The organism is Pseudomonas sp. BJa5 (genome assembly GCF_030272875.2).
GTDB lineage: Bacteria > Pseudomonadota > Gammaproteobacteria > Pseudomonadales > Pseudomonadaceae > Aquipseudomonas.
This window is the reverse complement of the sequence record NZ_JALRNG020000014.1, coordinates 21249-47495: the sequence shown is the minus strand read 5'-3', so window position 1 is coordinate 47495 and position 26247 is coordinate 21249. Positions and strand designations below refer to the sequence as shown.

General features: G+C 64.3%; 23 protein-coding genes. 13 read left to right on the top strand and 10 right to left on the bottom strand.

Annotation, left to right across the window (positions count from 1 at the left end; genetic code table 11):
• Positions 1-7 precede the first annotated feature (7 nt).
• Positions 8-1066 (bottom strand): biotin synthase BioB, encoded by a 1059-nt coding sequence (bioB, locus tag M2D63_RS10500; protein WP_285862817.1) that lies wholly within the window; start codon positions 1064-1066, stop codon positions 8-10.
• Positions 1067-1154: 88 nt separating this feature from the next.
• Between bioB and M2D63_RS10495 the strand changes: the two genes are divergently transcribed.
• The 5 genes from M2D63_RS10495 to rarD all read left to right on the top strand — a co-directional run bounded on the left by M2D63_RS10495 (position 1155) and on the right by rarD (position 6749).
• Entirely contained in the window at positions 1155-1892 is a 738-nt protein-coding gene (locus M2D63_RS10495; protein WP_285862816.1) for a ComF family protein, read from the top strand.
• A gap of 58 nt (positions 1893-1950) precedes the next feature.
• Entirely contained in the window at positions 1951-2715 is a 765-nt protein-coding gene (locus M2D63_RS10490) for a TOBE domain-containing protein (protein WP_285862815.1), read from the top strand.
• A 64-nt stretch (positions 2716-2779) separates the two neighbouring features.
• Entirely contained in the window at positions 2780-4681 is a 1902-nt protein-coding gene (locus tag M2D63_RS10485; RefSeq protein ID WP_285862814.1) for a PhoX family phosphatase, read from the top strand.
• A gap of 142 nt (positions 4682-4823) precedes the next feature.
• On the top strand, positions 4824-5798 hold the full coding sequence (locus M2D63_RS10480) for a serine/threonine protein kinase (protein ID WP_285862813.1): 975 nt from the start codon (positions 4824-4826) through the stop codon (positions 5796-5798).
• 63 nt (positions 5799-5861) lie between these two features.
• Entirely contained in the window at positions 5862-6749 is an 888-nt protein-coding gene (rarD, locus tag M2D63_RS10475; RefSeq protein WP_285862812.1) for an EamA family transporter RarD, read from the top strand.
• Positions 6750-6960: 211 nt separating this feature from the next.
• Here rarD and M2D63_RS10470 read toward each other — a convergent pair whose 3' ends face one another.
• Positions 6961-7479, bottom strand: a complete 519-nt coding sequence (locus M2D63_RS10470; protein ID WP_285862811.1) for a glycine cleavage system protein R — start codon at positions 7477-7479, stop codon at positions 6961-6963.
• A gap of 435 nt (positions 7480-7914) precedes the next feature.
• Here M2D63_RS10470 and M2D63_RS10465 point away from each other — a divergent pair, with 435 nt between their 5' ends.
• Complete coding sequence (locus tag M2D63_RS10465; RefSeq protein ID WP_285862810.1) at positions 7915-10092, top strand: malate synthase G; 2178 nt, start codon at positions 7915-7917, stop codon at positions 10090-10092.
• 54 nt (positions 10093-10146) lie between these two features.
• On the opposite strand, the gene M2D63_RS10460 is transcribed toward M2D63_RS10465, so the two are convergent.
• Positions 10147-10590, bottom strand: coding sequence for a response regulator (locus tag M2D63_RS10460; protein ID WP_285862809.1), 444 nt, complete (start codon positions 10588-10590; stop codon positions 10147-10149).
• A gap of 236 nt (positions 10591-10826) precedes the next feature.
• Here M2D63_RS10460 and M2D63_RS10455 point away from each other — a divergent pair, with 236 nt between their 5' ends.
• The 7 genes from M2D63_RS10455 to M2D63_RS10425 all read left to right on the top strand — a co-directional run bounded on the left by M2D63_RS10455 (position 10827) and on the right by M2D63_RS10425 (position 19066).
• Complete coding sequence (locus tag M2D63_RS10455; protein WP_285862808.1) at positions 10827-12764, top strand: DUF294 nucleotidyltransferase-like domain-containing protein; 1938 nt, start codon at positions 10827-10829, stop codon at positions 12762-12764.
• Positions 12761-13465: a PolC-type DNA polymerase III gene (locus tag M2D63_RS10450; RefSeq protein WP_285862807.1), complete on the top strand. Its 705-nt coding sequence runs from the start codon at positions 12761-12763 to the stop codon at positions 13463-13465. The genes M2D63_RS10455 and M2D63_RS10450 overlap by 4 nt, the downstream gene beginning before the upstream one ends.
• Positions 13466-13560: 95 nt before the next feature.
• Complete coding sequence (locus M2D63_RS10445; RefSeq protein WP_285862806.1) at positions 13561-14079, top strand: RNA polymerase sigma factor; 519 nt, start codon at positions 13561-13563, stop codon at positions 14077-14079.
• Entirely contained in the window at positions 14076-15041 is a 966-nt protein-coding gene (locus tag M2D63_RS10440) for a FecR domain-containing protein (protein WP_285862805.1), read from the top strand. Before M2D63_RS10445 ends, M2D63_RS10440 begins: the two co-directional genes overlap by 4 nt.
• Before the next feature lie 193 nt (positions 15042-15234).
• Positions 15235-17679, top strand: a complete 2445-nt coding sequence (locus tag M2D63_RS10435; protein ID WP_285862804.1) for a TonB-dependent siderophore receptor — start codon at positions 15235-15237, stop codon at positions 17677-17679.
• Between the two features lie 83 nt (positions 17680-17762).
• Positions 17763-18896, top strand: coding sequence for a PepSY domain-containing protein (locus M2D63_RS10430; protein ID WP_285862803.1), 1134 nt, complete (start codon positions 17763-17765; stop codon positions 18894-18896).
• The gene (locus tag M2D63_RS10425; RefSeq protein ID WP_285862802.1) at positions 18893-19066 is read left to right on the top strand and encodes a hypothetical protein; all 174 of its coding nucleotides are present in this window, start codon (positions 18893-18895) and stop codon (positions 19064-19066) included. Before M2D63_RS10430 ends, M2D63_RS10425 begins: the two co-directional genes overlap by 4 nt.
• Positions 19067-19164: 98 nt before the next feature.
• On the opposite strand, the gene M2D63_RS10420 is transcribed toward M2D63_RS10425, so the two are convergent.
• Genes M2D63_RS10420 through waaF form a run of 7 tightly spaced genes read right to left on the bottom strand, consistent with a single transcriptional unit; the run spans position 19165 to position 26125 of the window.
• Positions 19165-20607 carry a lipopolysaccharide kinase InaA family protein gene (locus M2D63_RS10420; RefSeq protein WP_285862801.1) on the bottom strand — a complete coding sequence of 481 codons (1443 nt, stop codon included), beginning with the start codon at positions 20605-20607 and terminating at the stop codon, positions 19165-19167.
• Positions 20607-21359 (bottom strand): lipopolysaccharide kinase InaA family protein, encoded by a 753-nt coding sequence (locus M2D63_RS10415; RefSeq protein ID WP_285862800.1) that lies wholly within the window; start codon positions 21357-21359, stop codon positions 20607-20609. Before M2D63_RS10415 ends, M2D63_RS10420 begins: the two co-directional genes overlap by 1 nt.
• Entirely contained in the window at positions 21356-22090 is a 735-nt protein-coding gene (locus tag M2D63_RS10410) for a lipopolysaccharide kinase InaA family protein (protein WP_285862799.1), read from the bottom strand. Before M2D63_RS10410 ends, M2D63_RS10415 begins: the two co-directional genes overlap by 4 nt.
• Positions 22090-22896 (bottom strand): lipopolysaccharide core heptose(I) kinase RfaP, encoded by an 807-nt coding sequence (rfaP, locus tag M2D63_RS10405; protein WP_285862798.1) that lies wholly within the window; start codon positions 22894-22896, stop codon positions 22090-22092. The genes M2D63_RS10410 and rfaP overlap by 1 nt, the downstream gene beginning before the upstream one ends.
• Positions 22893-24017 (bottom strand): glycosyltransferase family 4 protein, encoded by a 1125-nt coding sequence (locus M2D63_RS10400; protein WP_285862797.1) that lies wholly within the window; start codon positions 24015-24017, stop codon positions 22893-22895. The genes rfaP and M2D63_RS10400 overlap by 4 nt, the downstream gene beginning before the upstream one ends.
• Positions 24017-25075, bottom strand: a complete 1059-nt coding sequence (gene waaC, locus M2D63_RS10395) for a lipopolysaccharide heptosyltransferase I (protein ID WP_285862796.1) — start codon at positions 25073-25075, stop codon at positions 24017-24019. Before waaC ends, M2D63_RS10400 begins: the two co-directional genes overlap by 1 nt.
• Positions 25076-26125, bottom strand: coding sequence for a lipopolysaccharide heptosyltransferase II (gene waaF / locus M2D63_RS10390; protein ID WP_285862795.1), 1050 nt, complete (start codon positions 26123-26125; stop codon positions 25076-25078).
• Positions 26126-26247 lie beyond the last annotated feature (122 nt).

Sequence of the window (26247 nt, the reverse complement as noted above, 5' to 3'; positions counted from 1 at the left end):
GGCCGCCTCAGGCCGAGGCGGCGTTGTAGAACAGCTCGCTGCTCTTCTGTTCCACCAGTGCCTGCTCGATGGCGGCCTGATGGACTTCGTCGGCGTGCTCTTCACGGGCTTCGGGCTGGATGCCCAGGCGGGCGAACAGTTGCATGTCCTTGTCGGCCTGCGGGTTGGCGGTGGTCAGCAATTTCTCGCCGTAGAAGATCGAGTTGGCGCCAGCGAAGAAGGCCATGGCCTGCATCTGCTCGTTCATCGCCTCGCGACCGGCCGACAGGCGCACATGGGATTTGGGCATGAGGATCCGGGCCACGGCGAGCATGCGGATGAAGTCGAACGGATCGACCTCCTCGGCGTTTTCCAGCGGTGTACCGGCCACTTTCACCAGCATGTTGATCGGCACCGACTCCGGGTGCTCCGGCAGGTTGGCCAGCTGGATCAGCAGGCCGGCGCGGTCGTCCAGCGACTCGCCCATGCCGAGGATGCCGCCCGAGCAGATCTTCATCCCGGCGTCACGTACGTAGGCCAGGGTCTGCAGGCGCTCGCTGTAGGTGCGGGTGGTGATGATGCTGCCGTAGAACTCCGGCGAGGTGTCGAGGTTGTGGTTGTAGTAGTCCAGCCCGGCTTCAGCCAGGGCCTGGGTCTGCTCCTGATCGAGCTTGCCCAGGGTCATGCAGGTTTCCAGGCCCATGGCCTTGACCCCTTTGACCATCTGCAGCACGTAGGGCATGTCTTTGGCCGACGGGTGTTTCCAGGCCGCGCCCATACAGAAACGGGTCGAGCCGATGGCCTTGGCGCGGGCCGCCTCTTCGAGGACCTTCTGCACTTCCATCAGCTTCTGCTTTTCCAGCCCGGTGTTGTAGTGGCCGGACTGCGGACAATATTTGCAATCTTCCGGGCAGGCGCCGGTCTTGATCGACAGCAGGGTCGAGACCTGCACCCGGTTGGCGTCGAAGTGCGCGCGGTGCACGGTCTGCGCCTGGAACAGCAAGTCATTGAACGGTTGCTGGAACAGCGCCTTGACCTCGGCCAGGGTCCAGTCGTGACGTGTTGTTGCAGTTGTGCTGGCGCTCATCGGCGGTTCCTTGTTTAGGCTTTGACTGGCGCCGGGCAGGAAAGCCCGCCAGCGCATCACGGATAGCCCGCATAGTTAAGGAAGGCCGATGCACTGTCAACCACCACTCAAAACACTGGTTTACAACTGGTTAAATAATAACCGTGCCTGCCTGCTCTGCAGCGAGCCGGCCGAACAGCGCTATCCCCTGTGCGTGGCCTGCGAGGCAGAGCTGCCCTGGCTCGAGGATGGCTGCCAGGTGTGCGCCCTGCCCTTGCCGATGAACGGTCTGACCTGCGGCCAGTGCAGTCGCCGGGCGCCAGCCTTCCACAGGGTCGAAGCCCCTTGGCACTACGGTTTTCCGCTGGATGCGTTGATCAGCCGCTTCAAATACCAACGCCAATGGCCGCTGGGGCGCTTGCTGGCACAGTTGCTCGGGCGCTGGCTCATGCACCGCTACAGCGAAGGCCTGGCGCGACCGACCGCCTTGCTGCCGGTGCCGCTGGCCTGCCGCCGCTTGCGCCAGCGTGGCTACAACCAGGCGGCCATGCTCGCACGCTGGCTGGCCGGGCAGATCGGCATCCCCTGCAACGAGCGGGTGCTCAAGCGTCAGGTCGATACCCCGGCGCAACAAGGCCTCTCGGCGCGGGCACGCCAGCGCAACCTACGCCTGGCCTTCACCGTGGAGCACGCCGAGGCGATCGAAGGCCGTCACCTGGCCCTGGTCGACGATGTGCTGACCACCGGCGCCACCGCCCAGGCCCTGGCCAGCCTGCTGCTCAAGGCGGGCGCCGCACGGGTCGACGTGTATTGCCTGGCCCGCACGGCCAAGCCCGGCAGCGCTTGACTTGCCGCCAGGGTGCGGGCACTTTCGTGACTGAATCTTTCCTCATCCCGTGCCGCTCATGTCCTTGCCCGCCTTGCTCACCCAACACATCGTTCGCCGCCCACAACGCATTGCGTTGTTGCAGCACATCGCCGAACAAGGCTCGATCACCCGCGCGGCGAAAAGCGCCGGCATGAGCTACAAGGCCGCCTGGGACGCCATCGACGAACTCAACAACCTGGCCGCCAGCCCCTTGGTCGAGCGCAGCGTCGGCGGCCGTGGTGGCGGCGGCGCCAAGCTGTCGCAGGAAGGTTTGCGGGTGCTGCGCCTGTACCAGCGCCTGCAGGCGTTGCAGGCGCAGATCCTGGAAGCCGCCGAAGACGCCAGCGACCTGGACCTGCTCGGCCGCCTGATGCTGCGCACCAGCGCCCGCAACCAGTTGCACGGGCGGGTCAGCAGCATCCAGGTCGAAGGACATTACGACCGCATCCGCCTGGCCCTGGCCGGGGACTTGAACATCGACGCCCTGATCACCCGCGACAGCACCCAGCGCCTGGAGCTGACCCCGGGCACCGCGGTCTGCGCCCTGATCAAGGCCGGCTGGTTGACCTTGCTCGAACCGCAGGAGCAGCCGCAGCCAGACTGCAACTGCCTGCAGGCCAGGGTCGAGGCCCTGCTTGAGGATCCCCAGGGGCCAACCGAGGTGCGCCTGACCCTGAGCAACGGACAAACCCTGTGCACCTTCGCCGAACCCCTGTGGCTTGGCGCGCACGCTGTGACAGCCGGAAGCGACCTACGCGTTCAATTTCAGCCATCCTACGTGCTTATCGGAACGCCGTTATAAAAACGGACACAAAACCGTCACAAGCCCTGACTAAGGTGACTGCCAAACTCGCAGGAAGCCTGTCATGCACCTACTCGAAGAACACCAGAACACCGACCTTGAAAACCTGGTCAGCCTGAGCCGTCGGCGCTTCATCGGCGCTGGCGCCCTGTGCGGCGCCGCCCTGTTCCTGGGCGGCAACCTGCTCAGTCGCAGCGTCATGGCCGCCAGTGCCGGCACCGGCAACAGCAGCCTGCTCGGCTTCACCGGCATTCCCAGCGCCACCGCCGACAGCATCAGCCTGCCGCCGGGCTACAAGGCCTCGGTCCTGATCAGCTGGGGCCAACCGCTGCACGCCGACTCGCCCGCCTTCGATGTGTCCGGCAATGGCAGCGCCAAGGCCCAGGAGCTGCAGTTCGGCGACAACAACGACGGCATGAGCCTGTTCCCCTTCCCCGGCGACGACAACCGGGCGTTGATGGCCATCAACAACGAGTACACCAACTACCGTTATCTGTTTGCCCATGGCGGCCAACCGAAATCGCCGGAGGAAGTCCACAAGGCCCAGGCCGCCGAAGGCGTGTCGGTGATCGAGGTCAAGCGCAGCAACGGTCAGTGGCAGTTCGTCCAGGGCTCGCCGTACAACCGGCGCATCCACGGCAACTCACCCATCCGTGTCAGCGGCCCGGCAGCCGGCGACGCCCTGCTCAAGACCGCGGCAGACAACAGCGGCCGCAAGGTGCTCGGCACCTTCCAGAACTGCGCCAATGGCAAGACGCCCTGGGGCACCTACCTGACGTGCGAAGAAAACTTCACCGACTGCTTCGGCAGCAGCGACCCGGCCCAGGCCTTCGACGCCGGACAAAAGCGCTATGGCGCCTCGGTCAGCGGCAAGGAAGTCGGCTGGCACCTGCATGACCCACGCTTCGACTTGGCCAAGAACCCCAATGAACTGAACCGCCACGGCTGGGTCGTGGAAATCGATCCGTTCGACCCGGATTCGACCCCGGTCAAACGCACCGCCCTGGGCCGATTCAAGCACGAGAACGCGGCCCTGGCCGAAACCCGTGATGGCCGGGCAGTGGTATACATGGGCGACGACGAACGTGGCGAATTCATCTACAAGTTCATCAGCCGCGATCGCATCGACCACAAGAACCCCAGCGCCAACCGCAGCCTGCTCGACCACGGCACCCTGTACGTGGCGCGCTTCGACGATGGCGACAAGAACACCGACCATCCACGCGGCAAAGGCCAGTGGCTGGAGCTGAGCCATGGCAAGAACGGCCTGATCGCCGCCAACGGTTTTGCCAGCCAGGCCCAGGTGCTGATCCATGCACGCCTGGCCGCCAGCCAGCTCCAGGCCACGCGCATGGACCGCCCGGAGTGGATCGTGGTCAGCCCCAAGGATGGCCAGATCTATTGCACCCTGACCAACAACGTCAAGCGCGGCGAAGACGGTCAGCCGGCAGGTGGCCCCAACCCGCGCGAGAAGAACCTCTACGGGCAGATTTTGCGCTGGCGTGAAAGCGCCGATGACCATGGTGCCATGAGCTTCGACTGGGACCTGTTCGTGGTCGCCGGCAACCCTGCCGTACACGCCGGGGACGCCAAGGGCGGCTCCAGCAACATCACCGCGCAGAACATGTTCAACAGCCCCGATGGCCTGGGCTTCGATGCCGATGGCCGGCTGTGGATCCTTACCGACGGTGACTACAGCAACAGTGGCGACTTTGCCGGCATGGGCAACAACCAGATGCTCTGTGCCGACCCGGCCAGTGGCGAGATTCGCCGCTTCATGGTCGGCCCTGTGGCTTGTGAAGTGACCGGCATTGCCTTCGCACCAGACCAGCGCACGCTGTTCGTGGGCATCCAGCATCCCGGTGAAACCGGCGGCTCGACCTTCCCCGAGCACTTGCCCAATGGCAAACCGCGATCGTCGGTGATGGCGATCAGTCGCGAGGATGGCGGCATCGTCGGCACCTGACCTGTGGGAGCGGCGGTGCGACGACTCGACTTGCCCCGCGATCACGCTGTGTCCGTCACATCGCAATCGCGGGGCAAGCCCGCTCCTACTGCGTTACCATGCAGGGAACCTTGCGGCCACCTGCCGCGCAGCAGGAGCGAACATGTCCCACCCCTTCGATACCCTTACCCCCGACCTGGTGCTCGACGCCGTCGAAAGCATCGGCTTTCTCAGCGATGCCCGCGTCCTGGCGCTCAACAGCTACGAGAACCGCGTCTATCAGGTAGGCATCGAAGGGGCCGAACCACTGATCGCCAAGTTCTATCGTCCGGATCGCTGGAGCGATGCGGCGATTCTCGAAGAACATCGTTTCACTGCCGAACTTGCCGACTGTGAAGTGCCGGTGGTCGCGCCGCTTGTCCACAACGGCGCAACACTGTTCGAGCACAGCGGCTTTCGCTTCACCCTGTTCCCCCGTCGTGGTGGTCGAGCGCCGGAGCCTGGCAACCTGGACCAGCTCTATCGCCTGGGCCAGTTGCTCGGTCGCCTGCACGCGGTCGGCGCCACCCGTCCTTTCGAGCATCGCGAAACGCTGGCGGTGGATAACTTCGGTCATGCTTCGCTCGACACCTTGCTCGAAGGCGACTTCGTACCGACCAGCCTGGTGCCGGCCTTCGAATCGGTGGCCCGTGACCTGCTCACGCAGATCGAAGCCATCTACGCCGACACCCCGCACCAGACCATCCGCCTGCACGGCGACTGCCACCCGGGCAACATGATGTGCCGCGACGAGGTGTTCCATATCGTCGACCTCGACGACTGCCGCATGGGCCCGGCCGTCCAGGACTTGTGGATGATGCTCGCCGGCAGCCGCCAGGAGCGTCTGGGCCAACTGGCCGAGCTGATGGACGGCTACAACGAGTTCCACGACTTCGATCCCCGCGAGCTGGCCCTGATCGAGCCTTTGCGCGCCCTGCGCCTGTTGCACTACAGCGCCTGGCTGGCGCGACGCTGGGACGATCCGGCCTTCCCGCGCAGCTTCCCCTGGTTCGGCCAGGAGCGTTACTGGGGCGACCAGATTCTCGCCCTGCGCGAACAGCGGGCGGCACTGGACGAAGAACCGCTGAAATTGTTCTGAAGCGCAGGCAAGTCTGTCTACAATATCCACCGTTTTAGTTAGCTGCCTAAGCAAGGACTCTGCATGCAAGCCGCCAACCCGCGCCGCGGGTACATCCTGGGCCTGAGCGCCTACATCATCTGGGGCTTGTTCCCGCTCTACTTCAAAGCGCTGCAAAGCGTGCCCGCGGTGGAAATCATCGTCCACCGGGTGCTCTGGTCGGCGCTGTTCGGCTCGCTCCTGCTACTGGTCTGGAAACACCCGGGCTGGTGGCGCGAGCTGCGCGAAAACCCGCGACGACTGGCGATCCTGGCCCTGAGCGGGTCGTTGATTGCCGGTAACTGGCTGACCTATGTCTGGTCGGTGAACAACGGCCGCATGCTCGAAGCCAGCCTGGGTTACTACATCAACCCGCTGATCAACGTGTTGCTGGGCATGCTGTTGCTCGGCGAACGCCTGCGCCGGCTGCAATGGTTGGCGGTGGGGTTCGCCACCGTGGGTGTGGCGCAACAGGTGTGGCAGGTCGGCAGCCTGCCCTGGGTGTCGCTGGTGCTGGCCTTGAGCTTCGGTTTCTACGGCCTGATCCGTAAACAGGCACCGGTGGCGGCCCTGCCCGGCCTGGTGGTGGAAACCTGGATGCTGGTGCCGCTGGCGGTTGGCTGGCTGTTGCTCAACCCGCTGGCCGCCAGCGCCCAGCCGAGTTTCTACACCAGCAGCGAGGCGCTCTGGCTGGTGGCCGCCGGGCCGGTCACGCTGATCCCGCTGGTATGTTTCAACGCCGCCGCCCGGCACCTGCCCTACACCACCCTGGGCTTCCTGCAGTACCTGGCCCCGACCCTGGTGCTGCTGCAAGCCGTGTTGCTGTTTGGCGAGCACCTGTCGAGCAGCACCCTGGTCGCCTTCATGTTCATCTGGGCTGGCCTGGCCATCTACAGTGTCGATGCCTGGCTGAGCCTGCGCCGGCGCGCCTGATCAAAAAACGTACAAACCTCTACAGGCCACGTCAATCGTGGCCTGTAGCAATATCTCCCAAGGTTATCCACACCCTCATCCCCGCGCTTTGTGCACAAGCCACTGATTATTGGTGGTTTTTTGCTCAAAGTCGGCAAAGCCGCAGCCCGCCTGGGCTGGCGACGGCTTCCCCCAGCTTATCCACAGGCCGGTCCCCGGCAAAACGGGATAACTAGTCTTCCGGGCGCAGATTCAATTCCACCATCAGGTCGTCGGCCAGTGCCTCAAGCTTGCGCTGCAGGTTGTCCAGAGGCAGGGTCAGGGGCACTGCCAGCAAGGCATCGGCATGAAACAACGGTTCACTGCTCATGGGAGCCGGCTTCACGTCGGTGTTCAGATGCTCGACATTGACCCCCAGTTCGGCCAGCAAGCGCGTGATATCAAGGACGATGCCCGGGCGATCATTGCCCACCAGCTCCATGGCGATCGGCTTCCAGGTGCAGGACGGCTCGATGCCGCTTTTGGCAATCAGCACGCGAATTTCATGCTTGCTCAAGGCCTGCAGGGCCTCGTTCAGCTCATCGTAGTTCTCAGCCGGCACTGCCACCTTGAGGATCCCGGCAAACTGCCCGGCCATCCGCGCCATGCGGCTCTCCAACCAGTTACCGTTATGCTCGGCAATGCATTTAGCGATACGTTCGACCACGCCAGCCTTGTCGGGAGCGATCACTGTCAGTACGAGATGATCCACGCGGTAACCCTCTGCTTTGAAAGGTCAGGCCCCTGAAATCAAAGGGCGCGCAGAAAGTATAGGCAAGGCGCGGCAACCTGCCGCAGCGGGTTCACGGAACAAATCGTGTACTGTTTCAAGATTTATCTGGAACAATCCGCCACTTTTTTGAGAACATACTGTCTCCCAGCGTGACCTTCTGCGACTAATTGGTCGCAGAACGACGTATTTAGTCTGATTTTCACAACCGCTGCGCATCATGTAGTATGCCGCAGCGTGGACTACAAAACGTCGAATCGATGTCTGCCAAGGCGCCTGTGAAAATACGCCAATGCCCGCCAGCCTGTCTGGCAGGCCGCACCCAGCCGCCCATCGGGCATGTTCTGGTGCCGTGTTTAGAGAAGCGCGCAAGGCTTAAATAGAAGAGCTGAATAGCTGAGCAGAGTGAGGCAAGCAATGACTGAACACGTTCAAGTCGGTGGCCTTCAGGTCGCCAAAGTCCTGTTCGACTTCGTGAACAACGAAGCCATTCCCGGAACTGGCGTCAACGCCGAGCAATTCTGGGCCGGGGCGGAAAAGATCATCAACGACCTCGCTCCAAAGAACAAAGCACTGCTGGCCAAACGTGACGCACTCCAGGCTCAGATCGATGCCTGGCACCAGGCGCGCAAAGGCCAGGCTCACGATGCCGTGGCTTACAAAGCCTTCCTCCAGGACATCGGCTACCTGCTGCCAGAAGCTGCAGACTTCCAGGTCTCGACCCAGAACGTCGATGACGAAATCGCCCGCATGGCTGGCCCGCAGTTGGTCGTACCGGTAATGAATGCGCGCTTTGCGCTCAACGCCTCCAACGCCCGCTGGGGCTCGCTGTACGATGCCCTGTACGGCACCGACGCCATCAGCGAAGCGGGTGGCGCGGAAAAAGGCAAAGGCTACAACAAGGTTCGCGGCAACAAGGTCATCGCCTTCGCCCGCGCCTTCCTCGACGAGTCCGCGCCACTGGCCGCCGGCTCCCATGTCGATTCCACTGCCTACCGCATCGAAGCCGGCAAGCTGGTCGTCGCCCTCAAGGGTGGCAGCAACACCGGCCTGCGTGACGACGCGCAACTGATCGGCTTCCGGGGCGACGCCTCGGCACCGACCGCCATTTTGCTCAAGCACAATGGCCTGCACTTCGAAATCCAGATCGATGCCAGCACCCCGGTCGGCCAGACCGACGCGGCGGGCGTCAAGGACGTGCTGATGGAAGCCGCCCTGACCACCATCATGGACTGCGAAGACTCGGTTGCTGCGGTCGACGCCGACGACAAGGTCGTGGTCTACCGCAACTGGCTCGGCCTGATGAAGGGCGACCTGGCTGAAAGCGTCAGCAAAGGTGGCCAGACCTTCACCCGGACCATGAACCCGGACCGCGAATACACCGCGCCCAACGGTGGCTCGGTGACCCTGCACGGTCGCTCGCTGCTGTTCGTGCGTAACGTCGGTCACCTGATGACCATCGATGCCATCCTCGACAAGGACGGCAACGAAGTGCCCGAAGGCATCCTCGATGGCCTGGTCACCAACCTGGCAGCGATCCACAACCTCAACGGCAACACCAGCCGCAAGAACAGCCGCACCGGTTCGGTCTACATCGTCAAACCGAAGATGCACGGCCCGGAAGAAGCGGCGTTCACCAACGAACTGTTCGGTCGCATCGAAGACCTGCTGGGCCTGCCGCGCTTCACCCTGAAGGTCGGCATCATGGACGAGGAGCGCCGTACCACGGTCAACCTCAAGGCTTGTATCCAGGCGGCCAAGGATCGCGTGGTGTTCATCAACACCGGCTTCCTCGACCGTACCGGTGACGAGATCCACACCTCCATGGAGGCCGGCGCCGTGGTGCGCAAGGGCACCATGAAGACCCAGAAGTGGATCGGCGCCTACGAGAACTCCAACGTCGACATCGGCCTGGCTACCGGCCTGCAGGGCCGCGCCCAGATCGGTAAAGGCATGTGGGCCATGCCGGACCTGATGGCCGACATGCTCGAGCAGAAGATCGCTCACCCGCTGGCCGGTGCCAACACCGCCTGGGTACCGTCGCCGACCGCCGCCGCGCTGCACGCACTGCACTACCACAAGGTCGACGTCTTCGCCCGTCAGGCAGAGCTGGCCAAGCGTGCACCGGCCTCGGTGGACGACATCCTGACCATCCCGCTGGCGACCGACACCAACTGGTCGGCCGAAGAGATCCGCAACGAGCTGGACAACAACGCCCAGGGCATCCTCGGCTATGTCGTGCGCTGGATCGACCAGGGCGTCGGCTGCTCGAAGGTACCGGACATCAACGATGTCGGCCTGATGGAAGACCGCGCCACCCTGCGTATCTCCGCCCAGCTGCTGGCCAACTGGCTGCGTCACGGTGTCGTCACCGAGACCCAGGTGCTGGAAAGCCTCAAGCGCATGGCGCCGGTGGTGGACAAGCAGAACGCCAACGACCCGCTGTACCGCCCGCTGGCACCGGACTTCGACAACAACATCGCCTTCCAGGCGGCGGTCGAGCTGGTGGTAGAAGGCACCAAGCAGCCGAACGGCTACACCGAGCCGGTGCTGCATCGTCGTCGTCGTGAGTTCAAGGCCAAAAACGGTCTGTAACCCGCCATCGCGGGGCAAGCCCGCTCCCACTGTGGGAGCGGGCTTGCCCCGCGATCAAGCTACACCCAACTCCTTGCGCACCAACCTCACCAGCTTGTCCAGATCAATCGGCTTGAGCAGAAAGTCGACAACGCTCAAATGCATCGCCGCAATGGCGTCCGGTACATCGGCATCGCCGGAAACAATAATGATCGGCAACGCGGCCTTCTCCGACTCGCGAATCTTGCGAATCAGCTCCAGGCCATCGAAGGGCCCCATGCGCAAGTCGGTGATCAGCAAACCGATGTCACGCTCGCCTTTGAGATACCCAAGCGCCCGCTCGGCATTCTCCGCCGTCAGGCATTTGATACCCTTGGCCTTCAGGTAACTGGCCAGCGCTTCCCGGGCTTTCGGATTGTCATCGACGATCAAGACTTTCTGCGGTGCAGCCGCAGGTGCGGTCACCGTTGCCAGCGCTTCACGCTCGGCGTCGCTCAGAATGTCGTCTTGGTCGTGCATGGCTGTCTCATCGTCAATGACCCTTGAAAAATGTCCCTTGAATCAAGTTCAGACTGCTTTTGATCCACTTGCAACCTGCTTTTCGTCGTGTAATTGACACCTGTCGCCTGGCCCATGCGGCCTTTCGCCATTTATAGACTTACGTCCAATGGGCACTGGCCGGTTGGCGACCGACCATGAGGGTCGAAAACAACAAGGTCGGCACCCGGTGCCACGATAAAGACGCGGTAAGGTTCATGAGCAAAATGGACGCCTTCACCCAGGCCGGAAAAACTGCAGTACTGCAGAATATCCAAGGGACCCTGCAGTTTCTGCAACGCTTTCCCCCCTTCAACCAGATGGAAAGCGCCCACCTGGCGTTTCTGGTGGAACAGTGCCAGCTGCGTTTCTATGCAGCCAACGACAGCATCATCAAGCCCGCCGACGGCCCGGTGGAGCACTTCTACATCGTCAAGCAGGGCCGGGTGGTCGGTGAGCGCCAGCACGTGACCCGCGCCGGCACCGAAACCACCTTCGAGATCACCACGGGCGAATGCTTCCCCCTGGCTGCCCTGCTCGGCGAACGCGCTACCCGCACCGAGCACCTGGCCGCGGAAGACACCTTCTGCCTGCAATTGAACAAGGCCGCGTTCATCCGCCTGTTCGCCCTGTCCGAGGCCTTTCGCGACTTTGCCTTGCGTGGCGTCAGCAGCCTGCTCGACCAGGTCAACCAGCAGGTCCAGCGCCGGGCGGTGGAAACCCTGGGCACCCAGTACTCGCTCAACACCCGCCTGGGTGAACTGGCCATGCGTCACCCGGTGGTCTGCGACCGACAGACGCCCCTGCGCCAGGCCGTGGCCCTGATGCACGAGCAGCAGGTCGGCAGCATCGTGATCGTCGATGAGCAGCGTTTTCCCATCGGTATCTTCACCCTGCGCGACCTGCGCCAGGTGGTGGCCGACGCCAGCGCCGACTTCGCCGAGCCCATCGCCGGGCACATGACCGCCGAACCCTTCTACCTGAGCCCCCAGGCCAGTGCCTTCGACGCCGCCATCGCCATGACCGAGCGGCACATCGCCCATGTCTGCCTGGTCGAAGACAAGCGCCTGTGCGGCGTAGTCTCCGAGCGCGACCTGTTCTCCCTGCAGCGGGTCGACCTGGTGCACCTGGCCCGGACCATCCGCCACGCCACGCGAATCGAAAGCCTGGTGTCGCTGCGCGGTGAAATCGGCCAGCTGGTCGAGCGCATGCTGGCCCACGGCGCCTCCTCGACCCAGATCACCCAGATCATCACCCTGCTCAACGATCACACCGTATGCCGGGTCATCGAGCTGGCCATCGAGGAAAAAGGCGACCCGGGCGTACCGTTCAGCTGGCTGTGCTTCGGTAGCGAAGGCCGCCGCGAGCAGACCCTGCACACCGACCAGGACAACGGCATCCTCTTCGAAGCCCGCGATGCCGCCCATGCCGCCGAGATCCGCGGACGCCTGCTGCCCCTGGCCCAGTACATCAACCAGGGGCTGGCCCAATGCGGCTTCACCCTGTGCAAGGGCAACATCATGGCCGGCAACCCCGAGCTATGCCTGTCCCGTGCCGAGTGGGCCCGGCGCTTCGCCGCGTTCATCCGCGAAGCCACGCCGGAAAACCTGCTGGGCTCGAGCATCTATTTCGACCTGCGGGTGGTCTGGGGCGATGAGCGCGCCTGCGAGCAACTGCGCCAGGGCATACTCGAACAGGTGGCCGACAATCGCCTGTTCCAGCGCATGATGGCCGAGAACGCCTTGCGCCAGCGGCCGCCGGTGGGGCGTTTCCGCGAGTTCGTGCTGACCCGCCAGGGTAACGACAAGGCCGCGACCCTGGACCTCAAGGTGCAGGGCCTGACCCCCTTCGTCGACGGCGCACGGCTGCTGGCCCTGGCCAACGGCGTCAGCGCCATCAACACCCTGGAGCGTCTGCGCGAACTGGTGAGCCGTGAGGTGATCGATCCGCTCGACGGCGCCGCCTATGAGGAGGCCTACCACTTCATCCAGCAGACCCGCATGCAGCAGCACCAACTGCAGAGCCGGCAGAACCTGCCCTATTCCAACCGCGTCGACCCGGACAGCCTCAACCACCTGGACCGGCGCATCCTGCGCGAGTCCCTGCGCCAGGCCCAGCGCCTGCAGAGCAGCCTGGCCCTGAGGTATCAGCTGTGAGCCTGTTCACCTGGCTGCGACCGCGGCAAATCAACGACCAGGTGCGCCAACGGGTGAGCCGCCTGACACCGCCGGCGCCGCTCGGCGAACACACCCTGCGCAAGCAGCGCTGGGTCGTGCTGGACCTGGAGACCAGTGGCCTGAACACCAACCGTGACCAAGTGCTGGCCATTGGTGCGGTGGTCATCGAAGACGGCGCCATCGACTTCAGCCAGCAGTTCGAACGCACCCTCTATCAACGCGACCACAAGCTCACCTCCAGCGTGCTGCTGCATGGCCTGAGCCCCAGCGCCATCGCCGCCGGCTGTGATCCGGTCGAAGCCTTGCTCGACCTGATGGACTTCATCGGCGACAGCCCGGTGCTGGCCTTCCACGCGCCTTTCGATCAACGGATGCTGGCCCGGGCCTTGAAGGACCACCTGGGTTATCTGCTGCAACACCCCTTCTTCGACCTGGCCGAACTGGCTCCGCTGCTCAACCCGCAGATCACCCTGCGCGAGGCCGGGCTGGACGACTGGACCGCCTGTTTCGGCCTGGAGGCCATCGAACGTCACAATGCCAGTGCCGACGCCATGGTCACCGCCGAACTTGCCCTGATCCTGTTCAGCCAGGCCCGGCGCCAGCACCTGGACAGCCCAGCGCTGCTCGACCAGCACCTGCAGCGCTGGCGGCGCCGACGGCAACAGGGTCACGGCTTCTAGCGTCATCCGATGAGCGTCAATTGCGTCCTGCGAGTAGATTCTGCAACAATCGCGAATAATTCTCGTTAGTTAACGCATCTTTTTCGGGGAACGCCTTGTCGTCCGTGCAAAGCCCACACAGTGAGCTGGTCGGTACCCTTTATCGCGACCACCGCAGCTGGCTGCTTGCCTGGCTGCGGCGCAATATCGCCTGCGCCGAGCGCGCCGAAGACCTGAGCCAGGACACCTTCGTGCGCCTGCTCGGTCGCGAGCAATTGCCGCCACCCCGCGAACCCCGCGCGTTCCTCATGGCCATCGCCAGGGGCCTGCTGTTCGATCACTTTCGCCGGGCGGCGCTGGAGCAGGCCTATCTGGCCGAGCTGATGCTGATCCCGGAGGCCGAACAGCCCTCCCCTGAAGAACAGCACCTGATCCTCGAAGACCTCAAGGCCATCGACCGCCTGCTGGGCAAGTTATCGAGCAAGGCCCGTGCAGCCTTCCTGTACAATCGCCTCGATGGCCTGAACCATGCCGAGATTGCCGAACGTCTGGGGGTTTCCGTTTCCCGGGTACGCCAGTACCTGGCCCAGGGCATGCGTCAGTGCTACATCGCCCTGTACGGAGAGCCTACATGAACAGCAAGCCGGTCAGTGCCCGGGTCCTGGACGCCGCGATCGCCTGGCAACTGTGCCTGGATTCGGGCACTGGCAGTGCCGAGGAGCGCGCCGAATTCGCCCGCTGGCACGCCGCCGATGAGGAACACGCGCGCGCCTGGATACAGCTGCACATGCTCGACCAGCGCTTCAGCGCCGCCGCCGGCCCCGCGCGCCAGGCCCTGCTGCAATCGCGCGCGGACATGCGCCAGCGCGTGCGCCGGGTGGGCAGCGGCCTGGCCAGCCTGGTGCTGGTGGCCGGCCTGCTCAGCTGGGTCAGCGCCTACCAGTCGCTGGGCTATTGGCTCGCCGACCAGCGCACCGGCACCGGCGAGCAACGCAGCCTGCGCCTGAGCGACGGCACCCTGATCAGCCTCAACACCCATTCGGCGGTGGACATCCGCTTCGATGAAAAGGAACGCCTGATCGTGCTGCACGAAGGCGAGATTTCCATCGAGACCGGGCACAAGGACGATCGCCCGTTCATTGTCGCCACCGAAGACGGCCGCTTGCGTGCCCTGGGTACCCGTTTCCTGGTGCGCATGGAAGCGCAAGGCACCCGCCTGAGCGTGCTGCAATCGGCGGTGGCGGCCAGGCCCCAGGACAGCGGCGACGAACAGATTCTCCACGAAGGCCAGCAGGTGCTGATGAACCACGACCGGCTCGGCACCATTGCCGGCCTGCCCCTGGGCGTCGATGCCTGGACCCGCGGCATGCTGGTGGTCGACAACGTGCGCCTGAGCGAGCTGGTCGATGAACTGGGCCGTTACCGCAGCGGCTACCTGGGGGTGGCGCCGGAAGTGGCGAACCTGCGCATTACCGGCAGCTTCCCGCTCAACAACACCGACCTGGCCCTGACCTCCCTGCTGCCGACCCTGCCGGTGCAGATCGAGCAGCACACGCCCTGGTGGGTATCGGTGGTGGCCAAACACGACAAGCCTTGAGGGCCTTATCGCAGGCTTCGCCAGCTCCCACAGGGTCAGCACACACCGGGTGGGAGCTGGCGAAGCCTGCGATTGGCTGCACCGCAGTCGCACCTACAATCAAAATCGAAATAATTTTCACTAACCCCTGTCACTTTTTCTCTCTCGCTCGGCAAGGAAGCTAGTTAGCACTTATCCGTCGAGGAGCCGCTGCATGACCCGCGCTTTTGAAACCCTCCTGCGCCCCAGCTTGCTGGCCATGGCCATTGCCCTGTCCGTGCCGCTGGCGAGCAGCCCGCTGATTGCCGCCGAGCAGTCCGCCAGCCTGCGCAGCTACAACCTGCCTGCCGCGCCGCTGTCCACCACCCTGAACCAGATCGCCAGCCAGGCCGGCATCGCCCTGGCCCTGGACCCGAGCGTGATCCAGGGGCGCACCTCGGCACCGGTCAACGGGCAATACAGCGGCATCGACGCCCTGCAGGCCGCCCTGCGTGGCACCGGCGTGCAGTTGCAGCAAAGTGGCGCCGGAACCTTCACCGTGGTCGCCGCGCCCGAGGGGGCGATGTCATTGCCGGTGACCGACATTCGTGCCGAAGGCGATCTGGAAAGCGCCTGGGGTCCGGTCGAAGGTTATGTCGCCAAGCGCACGGCAGTGGGCACCAAGACCGATACCGCACTGGTCGAAGTACCACGCTCCATTTCCGTGGCCACCCGCGAGCAGATGGATGATCGCAGCGTGCACAGCCTCGATGACGCCGTGCGCTACATGCCGGGTATCGTCTCCGCCAGCTTCGGCAGCGACACGCGTTTTGACTGGATGCGCGTGCGCGGCTTCGAGCCGACCCAGTTCCTCGATGGCCTGCCGCTGCCCAAGGGCGTGTACGCCAACCCGAAAGCCGAGACCTGGAACCTGGACCGGCTCGCACTGCTGCGCGGCCCGGCCTCCTCGGTGTACGGCCAGACGCCACCGGGTGGCCTGCTGGACATGGTCAGCCGTCGCCCGCAGGCCGAAAGCAGTAATGAAGTCCAGCTTCAGTACGGCAGCGACAACCACCGGCAAATCAACTTTGCCAGCACCGGCAAGATCGATGATGAAGGCCAGTTCCTCTACAGCCTCAGTGGCGTGGTGCGCGATGGCGGCACCCAGATCGATCACATCGACGACAAGCGCTACAACATCGCCCCAAGCCTGACCTGGAACATCGACGAAGACACCACGCTGACCTTCCTGTCGCAATTCACCCGCGACGATACCGGCGTCACCAGTCAGTTCCGCCCGATCCAGGGCACCAAGATCGACATGCCGTTCGGCGACATCTCCCACCACAAGAACCTGGGTGACCCGAACTACGAGTTCTACGACCGCACCTACTACGCGCTGGGATACGCCTTCGAACATCGCATCAACGATGTCTGGCAATTCCGTCAGAACCTGCGCTACACCAAGTCGGACCTTGAGTTCCAGACCATTACCGTCAACAGCTACATTCCCGAGTTTGCAGACTTCGGCTTTGTCGTCGACGACGACGGCAACACCGGCCGCGGGACCACCAACGTCGACGAAGACATCAGCCAGTTCGCGGTCGACAACAACTTCCAGGCCGACTTCGCCACCGGCGCCATCAGCCACACCCTGTTGCTCGGCCTGGATCACCAGCGCAGCAACACCAACTACCTGTCGATCTTCGGCAGCGCACCGGACATCAACGTCAATCACCCGGAATACGGCTTGCCGATCACCCGTCCGCCACGCTCCGACGCCTTCTACGACTACAACCAGAAAACCCGTCAGACCGGCCTCTACGTCCAGGACCAGATGGCCCTCGACAACTGGCGCCTGACCCTGGGCGGGCGTGAAGACTGGGTGCATACCGGTACCAAGTTCTTCAACAAGGGCGATGCCACCAACACCGAGCGCGACACCAATTTCAGCGGCAATGCGGCGATCAGCTATGTCTTCGACTCGGGCTTCGTGCCTTACCTGTCCTACGCCGAGTCGTTCCAGCCGACCAGCAACGCCACCGCGGATCCGGAGCAGTCGTTCAAGCCGACCGAAGGCGAGCAATGGGAACTGGGCATCAAGTACCAGCCGCCAGGCTCCAGCACCCTGCTGACAGCTGCGGTGTATGACCTGACCCAGAAAAACGTCTCGGTCACCAACAACGTCGGCAATGTCACCGTCACCAGCCAGACCGGGGAAGTGAAAGTCCACGGCCTGGAGCTTGAAGCCGTATCCGACGTTACCGAGAACCTGAAAGTGATCGCGGCCTACACCCTGGCCAAGTCCGAAGTGCAGGATGGCGAGTTCAAGGGCAACCGCCTGCAACTGATGCCGAACCAGCAAGCCTCGCTGTGGGCCGACTACACCTGGCACGACGGCGTGCTGGACGGCTTCGGTATCGGCGGCGGCGCGCGCTACACCGGCAACACCTATGGCGACCAGGCCAACTCCGAACTGGGCAAGGCCGATGCCTACACCGTGTTCGATGCCGCCGTGCACTACGACCTGGGCCGCCTGGATAACAGCCTCAAAGGCGCATCGCTGGCCGTCAACGCCAACAACGTGTTCAACAAGGACTACATCTCCACCTGCGACGGGTTCTACTGCTACTACGGCGACCTGCGCAGCGTTGTCGCCAGCGCCACCTACAAGTGGTGATGGCCTGACTCTGTACGCGTGATGACCAGGCCGTCCCAGCGGGGACGGCTTTGGTTTTTCTGAAAGCCGAGAAATAAAATGCAATGAAAAGCTCAACCATACGCCGCTGGTCCTCGGTCCACACCTGGACCAGCCTGATCTGCACCCTGTTCCTGCTGATGTTGGCGCTGACCGGTTTGCCGCTGATCTTTCACCACGAGATCGACCACTTGCTGGGCGATGCGCCACAGCTCAAGGAAATGCCGGCCGATACCCCGAAGCTGGACTTGCAGGAACTGGTGCTCAAGGCCCAGGCCCACCGCCCCGGCGAAGTGATGCAGTACTTCGGCTGGGACGAGGATGACAGCAACGGCGTGGTGACGATCATGGCGGCCACCGCCGGCACCGAACCGAACTCATCGCACACCTTCATGCTCGACGCCCGTACCGGCGATGTGGTGGAAATGCCCTCGGCCAACGGCGGCTTGATGATGACCATGCTGCGCCTGCACGTGGACATGTTCGCCGGCCTGCCCGGCAAGCTGCTGCTGGCGTTCATGGGCCTGCTGTTCGTGGTGGCGATCATCTCCGGCGTGGTGCTCTATGCCCCGTTCATGCGCCGCCTGAAGTTCGCCACGGTACGCCATGACAAATCCGCGCGGCTGCGCTGGCTCGACCTGCACAACCTGATCGGCATCGTCACCCTGACCTGGGCCCTGGTGGTGGGCGTCACCGGGGTGATCAGCGCCCTGTCGGACCTGGTGATCGCTGCCTGGCGCAACGAGAGCCTGGCGGCGATGGTCGCGCCCTACCGCGATGCGCCGCCGCTGACCGAGCTGGCGCCGGTCAGCCGGGTGCTGGACATCGCCGCCGAAGCCGCGCCGGGCATGCAACCGGATTTCATTGCCTTCCCCGGCACACGCTTCTCCAGTGAGCACCACTACGCGGTGTTCATGAAAGGCAGTACCCACCTGACCGCTCACCTGCTGACACCAGTTCTGATCGATGCCAGCACCCTGAAAGTCACCGCCATCGGCGATCGCCCCTGGTACATGGACGCCATGGGCCTGTCGCAACCGCTGCACTTTGGCGACTACGGCGGCCGACCGATGCAGATCCTCTGGGCGGTGCTGGATGTGCTGACCATCATCGTGCTGGGCAGTGGTGTGTACCTGTGGGTGGTACGGCGTCGCGCGGTGGCGACGGTTGCGGCAGCACGGACGGAGATGGCGGGATGAAGCGTCAGTCGTCGAGCCTGTGGGCGGTGTTCGCCCAGCCTGGCCTCATCGCCCTGCTCGGGGCGCTGGGGCTGTTTGCCGCGCTGCTGGGTGATGGTGGCTGGGATGCACTGGCCTGGGTAGGGCTGGGGATGCCGGCCTGGTACGGGGTGCGGGGGTTCTTCAGATAGCCATCGCGGGGCAAGCCCGCTCCCACTGTGTGAACTGTCCACTTTCTGGGGTGCAGTTCAGTGCTGTGGGAGCGGGCTTGCCCCGCGATGAGGCCCTATCAATCAGCCAGCTTAGGCAGGCACTCATCCAGACGCTTGTGCAGCGCACTGTCACTCGGCCAGTTGCGCAGCAGGCGCGCCCGGTCACGGGCAAAGGCCGGGGCGAAACTGAGCTGGGTGGCGTGCTGACACATCGCATCCAGATCGATCAGCGACCACTGGCCATCCTGCCAGAACAGGTTGTGGCCCTTCATGTCGCCATGGCTGATGCGCTCATGAATCAACTGCCCCAACAAATGCTGCAGCGCCTGCAGCTGTTCATCCGGCACCTCGCCCGAGGCAACATAGGGTGCAAAGCACTCCAGCAGGTCTGGCCCATCGGCATACTCGGTGACCAGGTAGGCGCGGCTGCGCAGGCCCATGAAACGCAGTTCCTGGACCGCCAGCGGCTTGGGCGTGGCGATGCCGAGGAACTCCAGGCGATGCCCTTCGATCCATGAATGCCAGGCCCGGCTCGGGCGCCAGAAGCGCTTGAACCAGTGGGCGGTGTTCTTGATGTTGTAGCGTTTGAGCACCAGCGGCCGACCGTCCACCTCGACCCGCGCAACACTGGCCGCGCCACCGGTCTTGTACAGGTGGCCCTGGTCGATCAGCGTATCGGCCTGCTCCAGCACCGGCAGCATGGCCGCAAGTTCCGGGCGACGGATCGAGCGCAGGCCGGACGGGCCTCGCTCGACGCTGAACAGCGTGCACTCGCGCCCGGCCTTTTCCAGGTAATCCTTCTGGCGCCAACTGCGCACCTTGTCGACCTGCTTCTGCAGCGCTTCCAGCGGCAGGGCATGTTCGGCGTTGGCCAGCAGGTAATACACCAGCAGCTCTTCGATGAAGGGCTCCAGGCGCTTGGGCAACTGGGCGAACAGCACGCCGAGGTTCTGCAGCACCTGCGGGCGCGACAGCGGCTTGCCCGGGGTTTCGGCCTTGATCCCGGCACCGTCGATCAGGTACAGCTGGCCGCCATGACGCAGCAGGTTGTCCAGGTGCAGGTCTTCCTGCCACAGGCCCTTGGCATGCATCTGCGCCACGGCCGCCAGGGCTTCGCCGAGCACCAGCGTTTGCTCATCGGCCAATGGCTTCAAGGCTTCGACATCAGCCCAGGCGTCGGCCAGGCTCTGGGCGTCTTCGAGAAACTCGAACAACAGCCAGCCACCCTCGCCCTCGCGCAAGCCATCGGCCAGCAGCAACGGCGTGGTCAGCCCTTGCGCCGCCAGCAGGCGCGCACCGTCGAGCTCACGCTGGAAATGCCGGGCGGCACTGTTGCCCACCAGCAACTTGGCCAGCACCGGTTTGCCGCGCCAGATGCCGGCGCCCACGTAACGCTGCCCGGGCAGCACGCGCAGCAAGGTGAGCAACTGCAGCTCGGCAGTGCCGGCGGCGTCGGCCAGGCCGATGTTCAGCGGCAGGTCCGGGTGGCGCCCGGCTTCCTTGAGTTCGGACAAACGCATCAGCGAGCCTCTTTCTCACGGCGGCGGCGCGTCAGGCGCTGCAGCCAGGTATCGACCAACGGGCTGTCGGCGGGCTGGTCCAGGTAGGACGACAGCAGCACGCGCACTTCAGCTTCGCTCCAGACCGGTGCGCGACGCAACAGCGGCTCAAGGTCCTTGAGCCGGTCGCGCATGCCCAGCCACAGCGGCCGGGTCTTCTCCAGGTCGATCAGTTGCGCCTGCCAGCCATCGCTGCGGGCGCGCAGGAAAATATGCTTGGGGTAGAAACAGCCGTGCACCTGGCGTGCGCGGTGCAGCGTACGCGCCAGCAGGCCACAGGCGCGCAGGATGCCCTGGCGCTGGCCGATTCTGAGCTGCGGCCACTGCCCGAGCAGGCTGTCCAGGTCGTTCCAGTCATCCAGGGCGCGGGTCATCAGGATCGCCCGGTGTTCGCCATCGACCTTGCGCTCGCCGTAGTAGACCGCCTGCAAGGCCGGGATCCCGAGCTTCTGGTAGCGGCTGATGTTGCGGAACTCGCGGGCGAAGGTCGGCTCGCCGAACGGCCGGTGCAGGGTGCGCGTCAGGTAGTCGCTCTGGCGCTTGAGGTAGTAGCCCTTGCCTTCGAGCTCCAGGCGATAGACGCTGCTCCAGCCGCCACGGCCGGTGTTGGGCTCGTCCACCGCATCGAGTTGCAGCGCCCAGAGCTGGTCGAAACCGTTCAGTCCATGGCGCTCAAGCAGTGCCATGTCGGCACTGGCGAGAAAATCTGTCATTCGCGTCCCTCGAAAAACGTCACGATATGCCGGATGCGGCGCTTGTCCGACGCATTCAGGCGTTCGCGCCTGCGGTACTGCAGGTAGAAGCGCAGCCGCTGGGTGGCCGACAAGTGATACTTGGCCACTTTGTCCAGGCATGCCAGGTCCTTGGTGATGCGGTAGCGCAGCATGAAGCTGCGCCAGAAATCACCGGTCGGGCAATCGATGAAGAACAACATGGCCCGGTCATCCACCAGCAGGTTGCGCCATTTCAGGTCGTTATGGGTGAAATGGTGATCGTGCATCATCCGGGTATGCCGGGCGAGCTGGCGGCTGATGCGGTCGACCCAGCCGCGATCGGCCAGGCGTGGATCCTTGCGCTCGGCCAGGGCCGAGAGGTCTTCGGTACGCGGCAGCTCGCGGGTGATCATCGCCCCGCGGCCAAACGCCAGGCCCTTGCGCTCCAGGCCCCAGGCCACCACCTCGGCGGTGGGAATGTCCCACTTGGCGAACTGCTTGAGGTTCTGCCATTCGGCCTTGATCCGCGGGCGCCCCAGGTAGCGGCGCAGGCCTTTGCCGGCACCGATGTAGCGTTTGACGTAATAGTTGACCCCGTCGCGCTCGACGCGGATCACTTCACTCAGCGGGTCGTGGGTCAGGCGCTCGCCCTTGAGGGCGAAGACCGCCTCGAGGCTGCCAAAGTCCGCGGCCAGTGCCTGGTAACCGGGCGCCAGTGTCCACCCCGCCATCAGAGCGCGTCCCCGTATCGCTGTTTACGCGCATAGAGCTTGCGCGCCTTGCCTTCCAGCCAGCGCAGCAGCGTGGCTTCCTCGGCCAGGATGCGGCGCAGCGGCTGCTGGAAGTAGCCGCGCAGGAAGCGCAACTTGTCGCGCCGGGTCAGGCCGATGTCCAGTGCCGAAAAATACAGCGCCGCCAGGTCCTTGTTGCGCCAGCGCCGGGAGATGCTCGCACGGGTCTGGGCGCGGTGCAGGTCGATGACCGACAGCTTGAAGTCATCGGCCGTCACTTCCCGATCGGTGTGCAGCAGGAAGTGGCAGATATAGCAGTCGCGGTGATTGACCCCGGCGCGGTGCATCATGCCGGTCATGCGCGCCACCTCGGCGATCAGCGCACGCTTGAGGCGTGGCACCGGCGGCTGCTTGACCCAGTCGATGCTGTAGTCTTCCAGGCTGATGGTCGGCGCCAGTTCCTCGGTGACGATGAACGAGTGCTGCTGCGCCGGGTTGCTGCCACGCTCGCCATAGGCGACGGCGGTCATGGTCGGCACGCCGACCTGGTGCAGGCGCTGGATCGCCTGCCACTCCTGGCCGGCACCGAGCACCGGCAACTTGGCGGTGAACAGGTTCTTGAAGATCTCGCCCCAGCCGATGCCGCGGTGGATCTTGACGAAATAGCCGCGTCCCTCGACTTCGGTACGCAGGGTGCGACGTCCTTCCAGCTCGCGGTACACCTGCCCTTGCAGGCCCTCCACGGCATCGAAGGCATCGTGCCCGGCCCACAGGCGCTTGAACGGCTCGGCCAGTATCAGTTTCATGGGCGCTCCGGGGCCAGGATCACATCGGCGGCATGCTCGGGCATGCTGTAGAGGTCGGCGGTTTCGGCGAAGGCCAGGCCGTTGCCCGACCAGGCGCCACGGGCCGCATCGTCTTCGAGCATGCGCTGCAGGTAGCGGTTGAGCTGCTCCTGCTCGAACGGCTCGTCGAGCACCAGGCCGCTGTCGGCCTCGGCGATGTAATGGGCATAGCCGCAGACCGCCGAGACCAGCACCGGCAGACCGGCCACCAGCGCTTCGAGCAGCACCGTACCGGTGTTCTCGTTGTAGGCCGGGTGGATCAACAGGTCGGCGCCGAGCAGGAAGCGCGGGATATCGCTGCGCCCCTTGAGGAACTGCACCTGATCGGTCAGGCCCAGGGTCGCGCTTTGCAGCTGGAACACCTTGGGATCGTCCTGGCCGATGACCATCAGCCGGGTGCGCTTGCGCAAGGCCGAAGGCAAGGCCGCCAGGGCCTTGAGGGTGCGATCCACGCCCTTGGTCTTGAACCCGGAACCGATCTGCACCATCAGCAGCTGATCGTCCTTGAGGTCGAACTCGCGACGGAACTCGGCGCGGATTTGCGCGGCATTGGCCGGTGCCCGGCGATCCTGGCTGATGCCCGGTGGCAACAGGTGGAAGCGCTCGATCGGCGTGTCGTAATGCTTGATGAACAGCGGTTGCTGGACTTCGGAGATCATCAGGACCTCGGTCTTGGCGTCCTTGGCGAACACCGCCCGTTCGTACTCGGCGAAGTGCCGGTAGCGGCCCCAGCGCCGGTACAGCGAGTTGCGCAGGTTCTGCGCCTTGTCTTCGAAGCAGCCGTCGGCAGCGTAGTAGACGTCCAGCCCGGGCATCTTGTTGAAGCCGATCAAGCGGTCCACCGGGCGCTTGGCCAGGTCCGCCTCCATCCAGGCGCTGAGTTTCTCGTTGCGTCGATGGTTGAACAGCGCCTTGACCGGCGCCACCAGCACCTCGAAGCCTTCAGGCACGTCGCCTTCCCAGATCAGGGTATAGACGCGGATCTGGTGGCCACGGCGCTGGCACTCCAGGGCGATGCGCATGAAGTCACGCTGCAGGCCACCGAAGGGAAAATACTTGTACAGAACAAAAGCCAGTTGCATCAACGAACATCCTCAGCCAGCAGCAACGCGCGCAATTGGCTCGCCACACGCTCGGGATTCAGGCGAGTGAAGCACAACGGCCACTCGCGTTTGAGATCGAACCGGCGCTGATCGTCAGCGCTCGGTTTATAAGTGCATTTTTTCTGCAGGCACGGGGCGCAGGCGAAATCGCTGGCCAGGTGCACCTGGGATTTGCCGTAGGCCCCGGTCAGCCCCGGGTTGGTCGGGCCGAACAGCGACAGGGTCGGCACATCCAGGGCTGCCGCCAGGTGGCCAAGGCCGGTATCCACCGCCACGCAGGCCTTGGCGGCCGCCAGTACGCGGGCAACACCTGCCAGGTTTAACTTGGGCAGTACCTGGCAGTTATTCAAGCCCTTGGCGATGCGCTCGGCGCGGGCCTGCTCGGCCGGGTTGCCCCACGGCAGGCGCACCTCAAGCCCCTGCTGGCCCAGGCGCTCGGCCAATTGGCGCCAGTAGGCCTCGGGCCAGTGCTTGGTCGCCCAGGTGGTGCCATGCAGGAACACCACGAAGGGCGCCGCCGGTGGCAATTGCAGGCGATTGAGGTCCAGGCCGTAGTCGCCCAGGCCAGCCGGCAGGTCGTAGCCCAGGGCCAGGCCGAACAACTGGCGCACCCGCTCCACCGCGTGTTGCCCGCGCTGCACCGAAAAACGCCGGTCATAGAAACGGCTGGACAGCCCCTCACGGGCCGAATAGCGGTCCAGACCGGCCACCGGTGCCTTGACGTAGCGGGTCAGCCAGGCCGACTTGACCAGGCCCTGGGCGTCGATCACCAGGTCGTACTTGGTCTCGCGCAGGCGCTGCTTGAACTGGCGCCATTCGCCATTCTTGAAGGTCTGCCAGAGGTTCTTGCGCCAACGGCGGATCGCCACCGGGATAACCTTGTCCACCGCCGGGTGCCAGCTGGGGATCTCGGCGAAGCCTTCCTCGACCACCCAGTCGAAGCGGATGCCGGGAATCGCCCGGGCGGCATCGGTCAGCGCCGGCAGCGCATGAATCACATCGCCCAGGGACGACGTCTTGATCAGCAATACCCGCACTTAGTCGACCTCGGCCATGACATCGATCAGGGTCGGGCCGTTCAGGCGCTGCAACGCGGCCACCACGGCATCGGGTTCAAGCTGGCGCAGGCAGTTGTAATGACCGAAGCGGCAGGTGCGGTCGAAGCACGGGCTGCACTCGAGCCCCAGGCGCACCACCTCGACCTGGTCGGCCAGCGGCGGGGTGAAGCCCGGCGAGGTCGAACCGTAGACCGCCACCAGCGGGCGGTTCAACGCCGCAGCAACGTGCATCAGGCCCGAATCGTTGGACACCACCGCGTCGCTGCACGACATCAGGTCGATGGCCTCGGCCAGCGACGTTTCACCGCTGAGGTTATAGGACTCTTCGCGCAAGCCGGGGATCAGCCGATCACGAATCGACTCGCCCACGGCGTGATCGTTCTTCGAACCGAACAGCCAGACCTGCCAGCCTTCACGGATCTTGACTTCGGCAACCTTGGCGTAATGCTCCGACGGCCAGCGCTTGGCCTCGCCGAACTCGGCGCCCGGGCACAGCGCCAGTACCGGGCGGTCCAGGCTCAAGCCGAACTTGGCCAGGGCGGCGTCACGACTGGTCGTTTCGATCTGCAGGCTTGGCCGCGGGTACGGCTTGGGCAGCTCGGTACCGTCCGGGTAGGCCAGGGCCATGAAGCGTTCGATCATCAGCGGGTAGCGGGCCTTGTCGAGCTTGCGCACATCATTGAGCAGGCCGAAGCGCAGCTCGCCGCGCCAGCCGGTACGCTTGGGGATGCCGGCGAAGAACGGCACCAGTGCCGATTTCAGCGAGTTGGGCAGCAGGATCGCCTGGTCGTACTGGCCGGCCAGGGATTTGCCGATGCGTCGACGGGTCGCCAGTTCCAGCGCGCCGTGGCCGAGCGGAAAGCTCAAGGCCTGGCGGACTTCAGGCATGCGCTCAAGGATCGGCCGGCTCCACTCGGGGGCCAGCACGTCGATCACGCACGCCGGGTGCTGTTGCTTCAGGCACTGGAACAGGGTCTGCGCCATTACCATGTCGCCCACCCAGCTGGGGCCAATGATCAAAATTCTCATGCTTTATCCAGAAACGATCAGGGAGGCTGCAGCCTGTCCGCGAACAGCCTGGCCTCCCTTCTTTATATTCAGGCTATAGATGGACCAGTGTACGCCACTCGGGCTGTACTGTGGTCAAGGCA

What these genes read in the sequence shown, in the direction of transcription:
- bioB (WP_285862817.1), bottom strand. Translation starts at nt 1,066, where the DNA reads ATGAGCGCCAGCACAACTGCAACAACACGTCACGACTGGACCCTGGCC.
- M2D63_RS10495 (WP_285862816.1), top strand. Translation starts at nt 1,155, where the DNA reads ATGCACTGTCAACCACCACTCAAAACACTGGTTTACAACTGGTTAAAT.
- M2D63_RS10490 (WP_285862815.1), top strand. Translation starts at nt 1,951, where the DNA reads ATGTCCTTGCCCGCCTTGCTCACCCAACACATCGTTCGCCGCCCACAA.
- M2D63_RS10485 (WP_285862814.1), top strand. Translation starts at nt 2,780, where the DNA reads ATGCACCTACTCGAAGAACACCAGAACACCGACCTTGAAAACCTGGTC.
- M2D63_RS10480 (WP_285862813.1), top strand. Translation starts at nt 4,824, where the DNA reads ATGTCCCACCCCTTCGATACCCTTACCCCCGACCTGGTGCTCGACGCC.
- rarD (WP_285862812.1), top strand. Translation starts at nt 5,862, where the DNA reads ATGCAAGCCGCCAACCCGCGCCGCGGGTACATCCTGGGCCTGAGCGCC.
- M2D63_RS10465 (WP_285862810.1), top strand. Translation starts at nt 7,915, where the DNA reads ATGACTGAACACGTTCAAGTCGGTGGCCTTCAGGTCGCCAAAGTCCTG.
- M2D63_RS10460 (WP_285862809.1), bottom strand. Translation starts at nt 10,590, where the DNA reads ATGCACGACCAAGACGACATTCTGAGCGACGCCGAGCGTGAAGCGCTG.
- M2D63_RS10455 (WP_285862808.1), top strand. Translation starts at nt 10,827, where the DNA reads ATGAGCAAAATGGACGCCTTCACCCAGGCCGGAAAAACTGCAGTACTG.
- M2D63_RS10440 (WP_285862805.1), top strand. Translation starts at nt 14,076, where the DNA reads ATGAACAGCAAGCCGGTCAGTGCCCGGGTCCTGGACGCCGCGATCGCC.
- M2D63_RS10435 (WP_285862804.1), top strand. Translation starts at nt 15,235, where the DNA reads ATGACCCGCGCTTTTGAAACCCTCCTGCGCCCCAGCTTGCTGGCCATG.
- M2D63_RS10430 (WP_285862803.1), top strand. Translation starts at nt 17,763, where the DNA reads ATGAAAAGCTCAACCATACGCCGCTGGTCCTCGGTCCACACCTGGACC.
- M2D63_RS10425 (WP_285862802.1), top strand. Translation starts at nt 18,893, where the DNA reads ATGAAGCGTCAGTCGTCGAGCCTGTGGGCGGTGTTCGCCCAGCCTGGC.
- M2D63_RS10420 (WP_285862801.1), bottom strand. Translation starts at nt 20,607, where the DNA reads ATGCGTTTGTCCGAACTCAAGGAAGCCGGGCGCCACCCGGACCTGCCG.
- M2D63_RS10415 (WP_285862800.1), bottom strand. Translation starts at nt 21,359, where the DNA reads ATGACAGATTTTCTCGCCAGTGCCGACATGGCACTGCTTGAGCGCCAT.
- M2D63_RS10410 (WP_285862799.1), bottom strand. Translation starts at nt 22,090, where the DNA reads ATGGCGGGGTGGACACTGGCGCCCGGTTACCAGGCACTGGCCGCGGAC.
- rfaP (WP_285862798.1), bottom strand. Translation starts at nt 22,896, where the DNA reads ATGAAACTGATACTGGCCGAGCCGTTCAAGCGCCTGTGGGCCGGGCAC.
- M2D63_RS10400 (WP_285862797.1), bottom strand. Translation starts at nt 24,017, where the DNA reads ATGCAACTGGCTTTTGTTCTGTACAAGTATTTTCCCTTCGGTGGCCTG.
- waaF (WP_285862795.1), bottom strand. Translation starts at nt 26,125, where the DNA reads ATGAGAATTTTGATCATTGGCCCCAGCTGGGTGGGCGACATGGTAATG.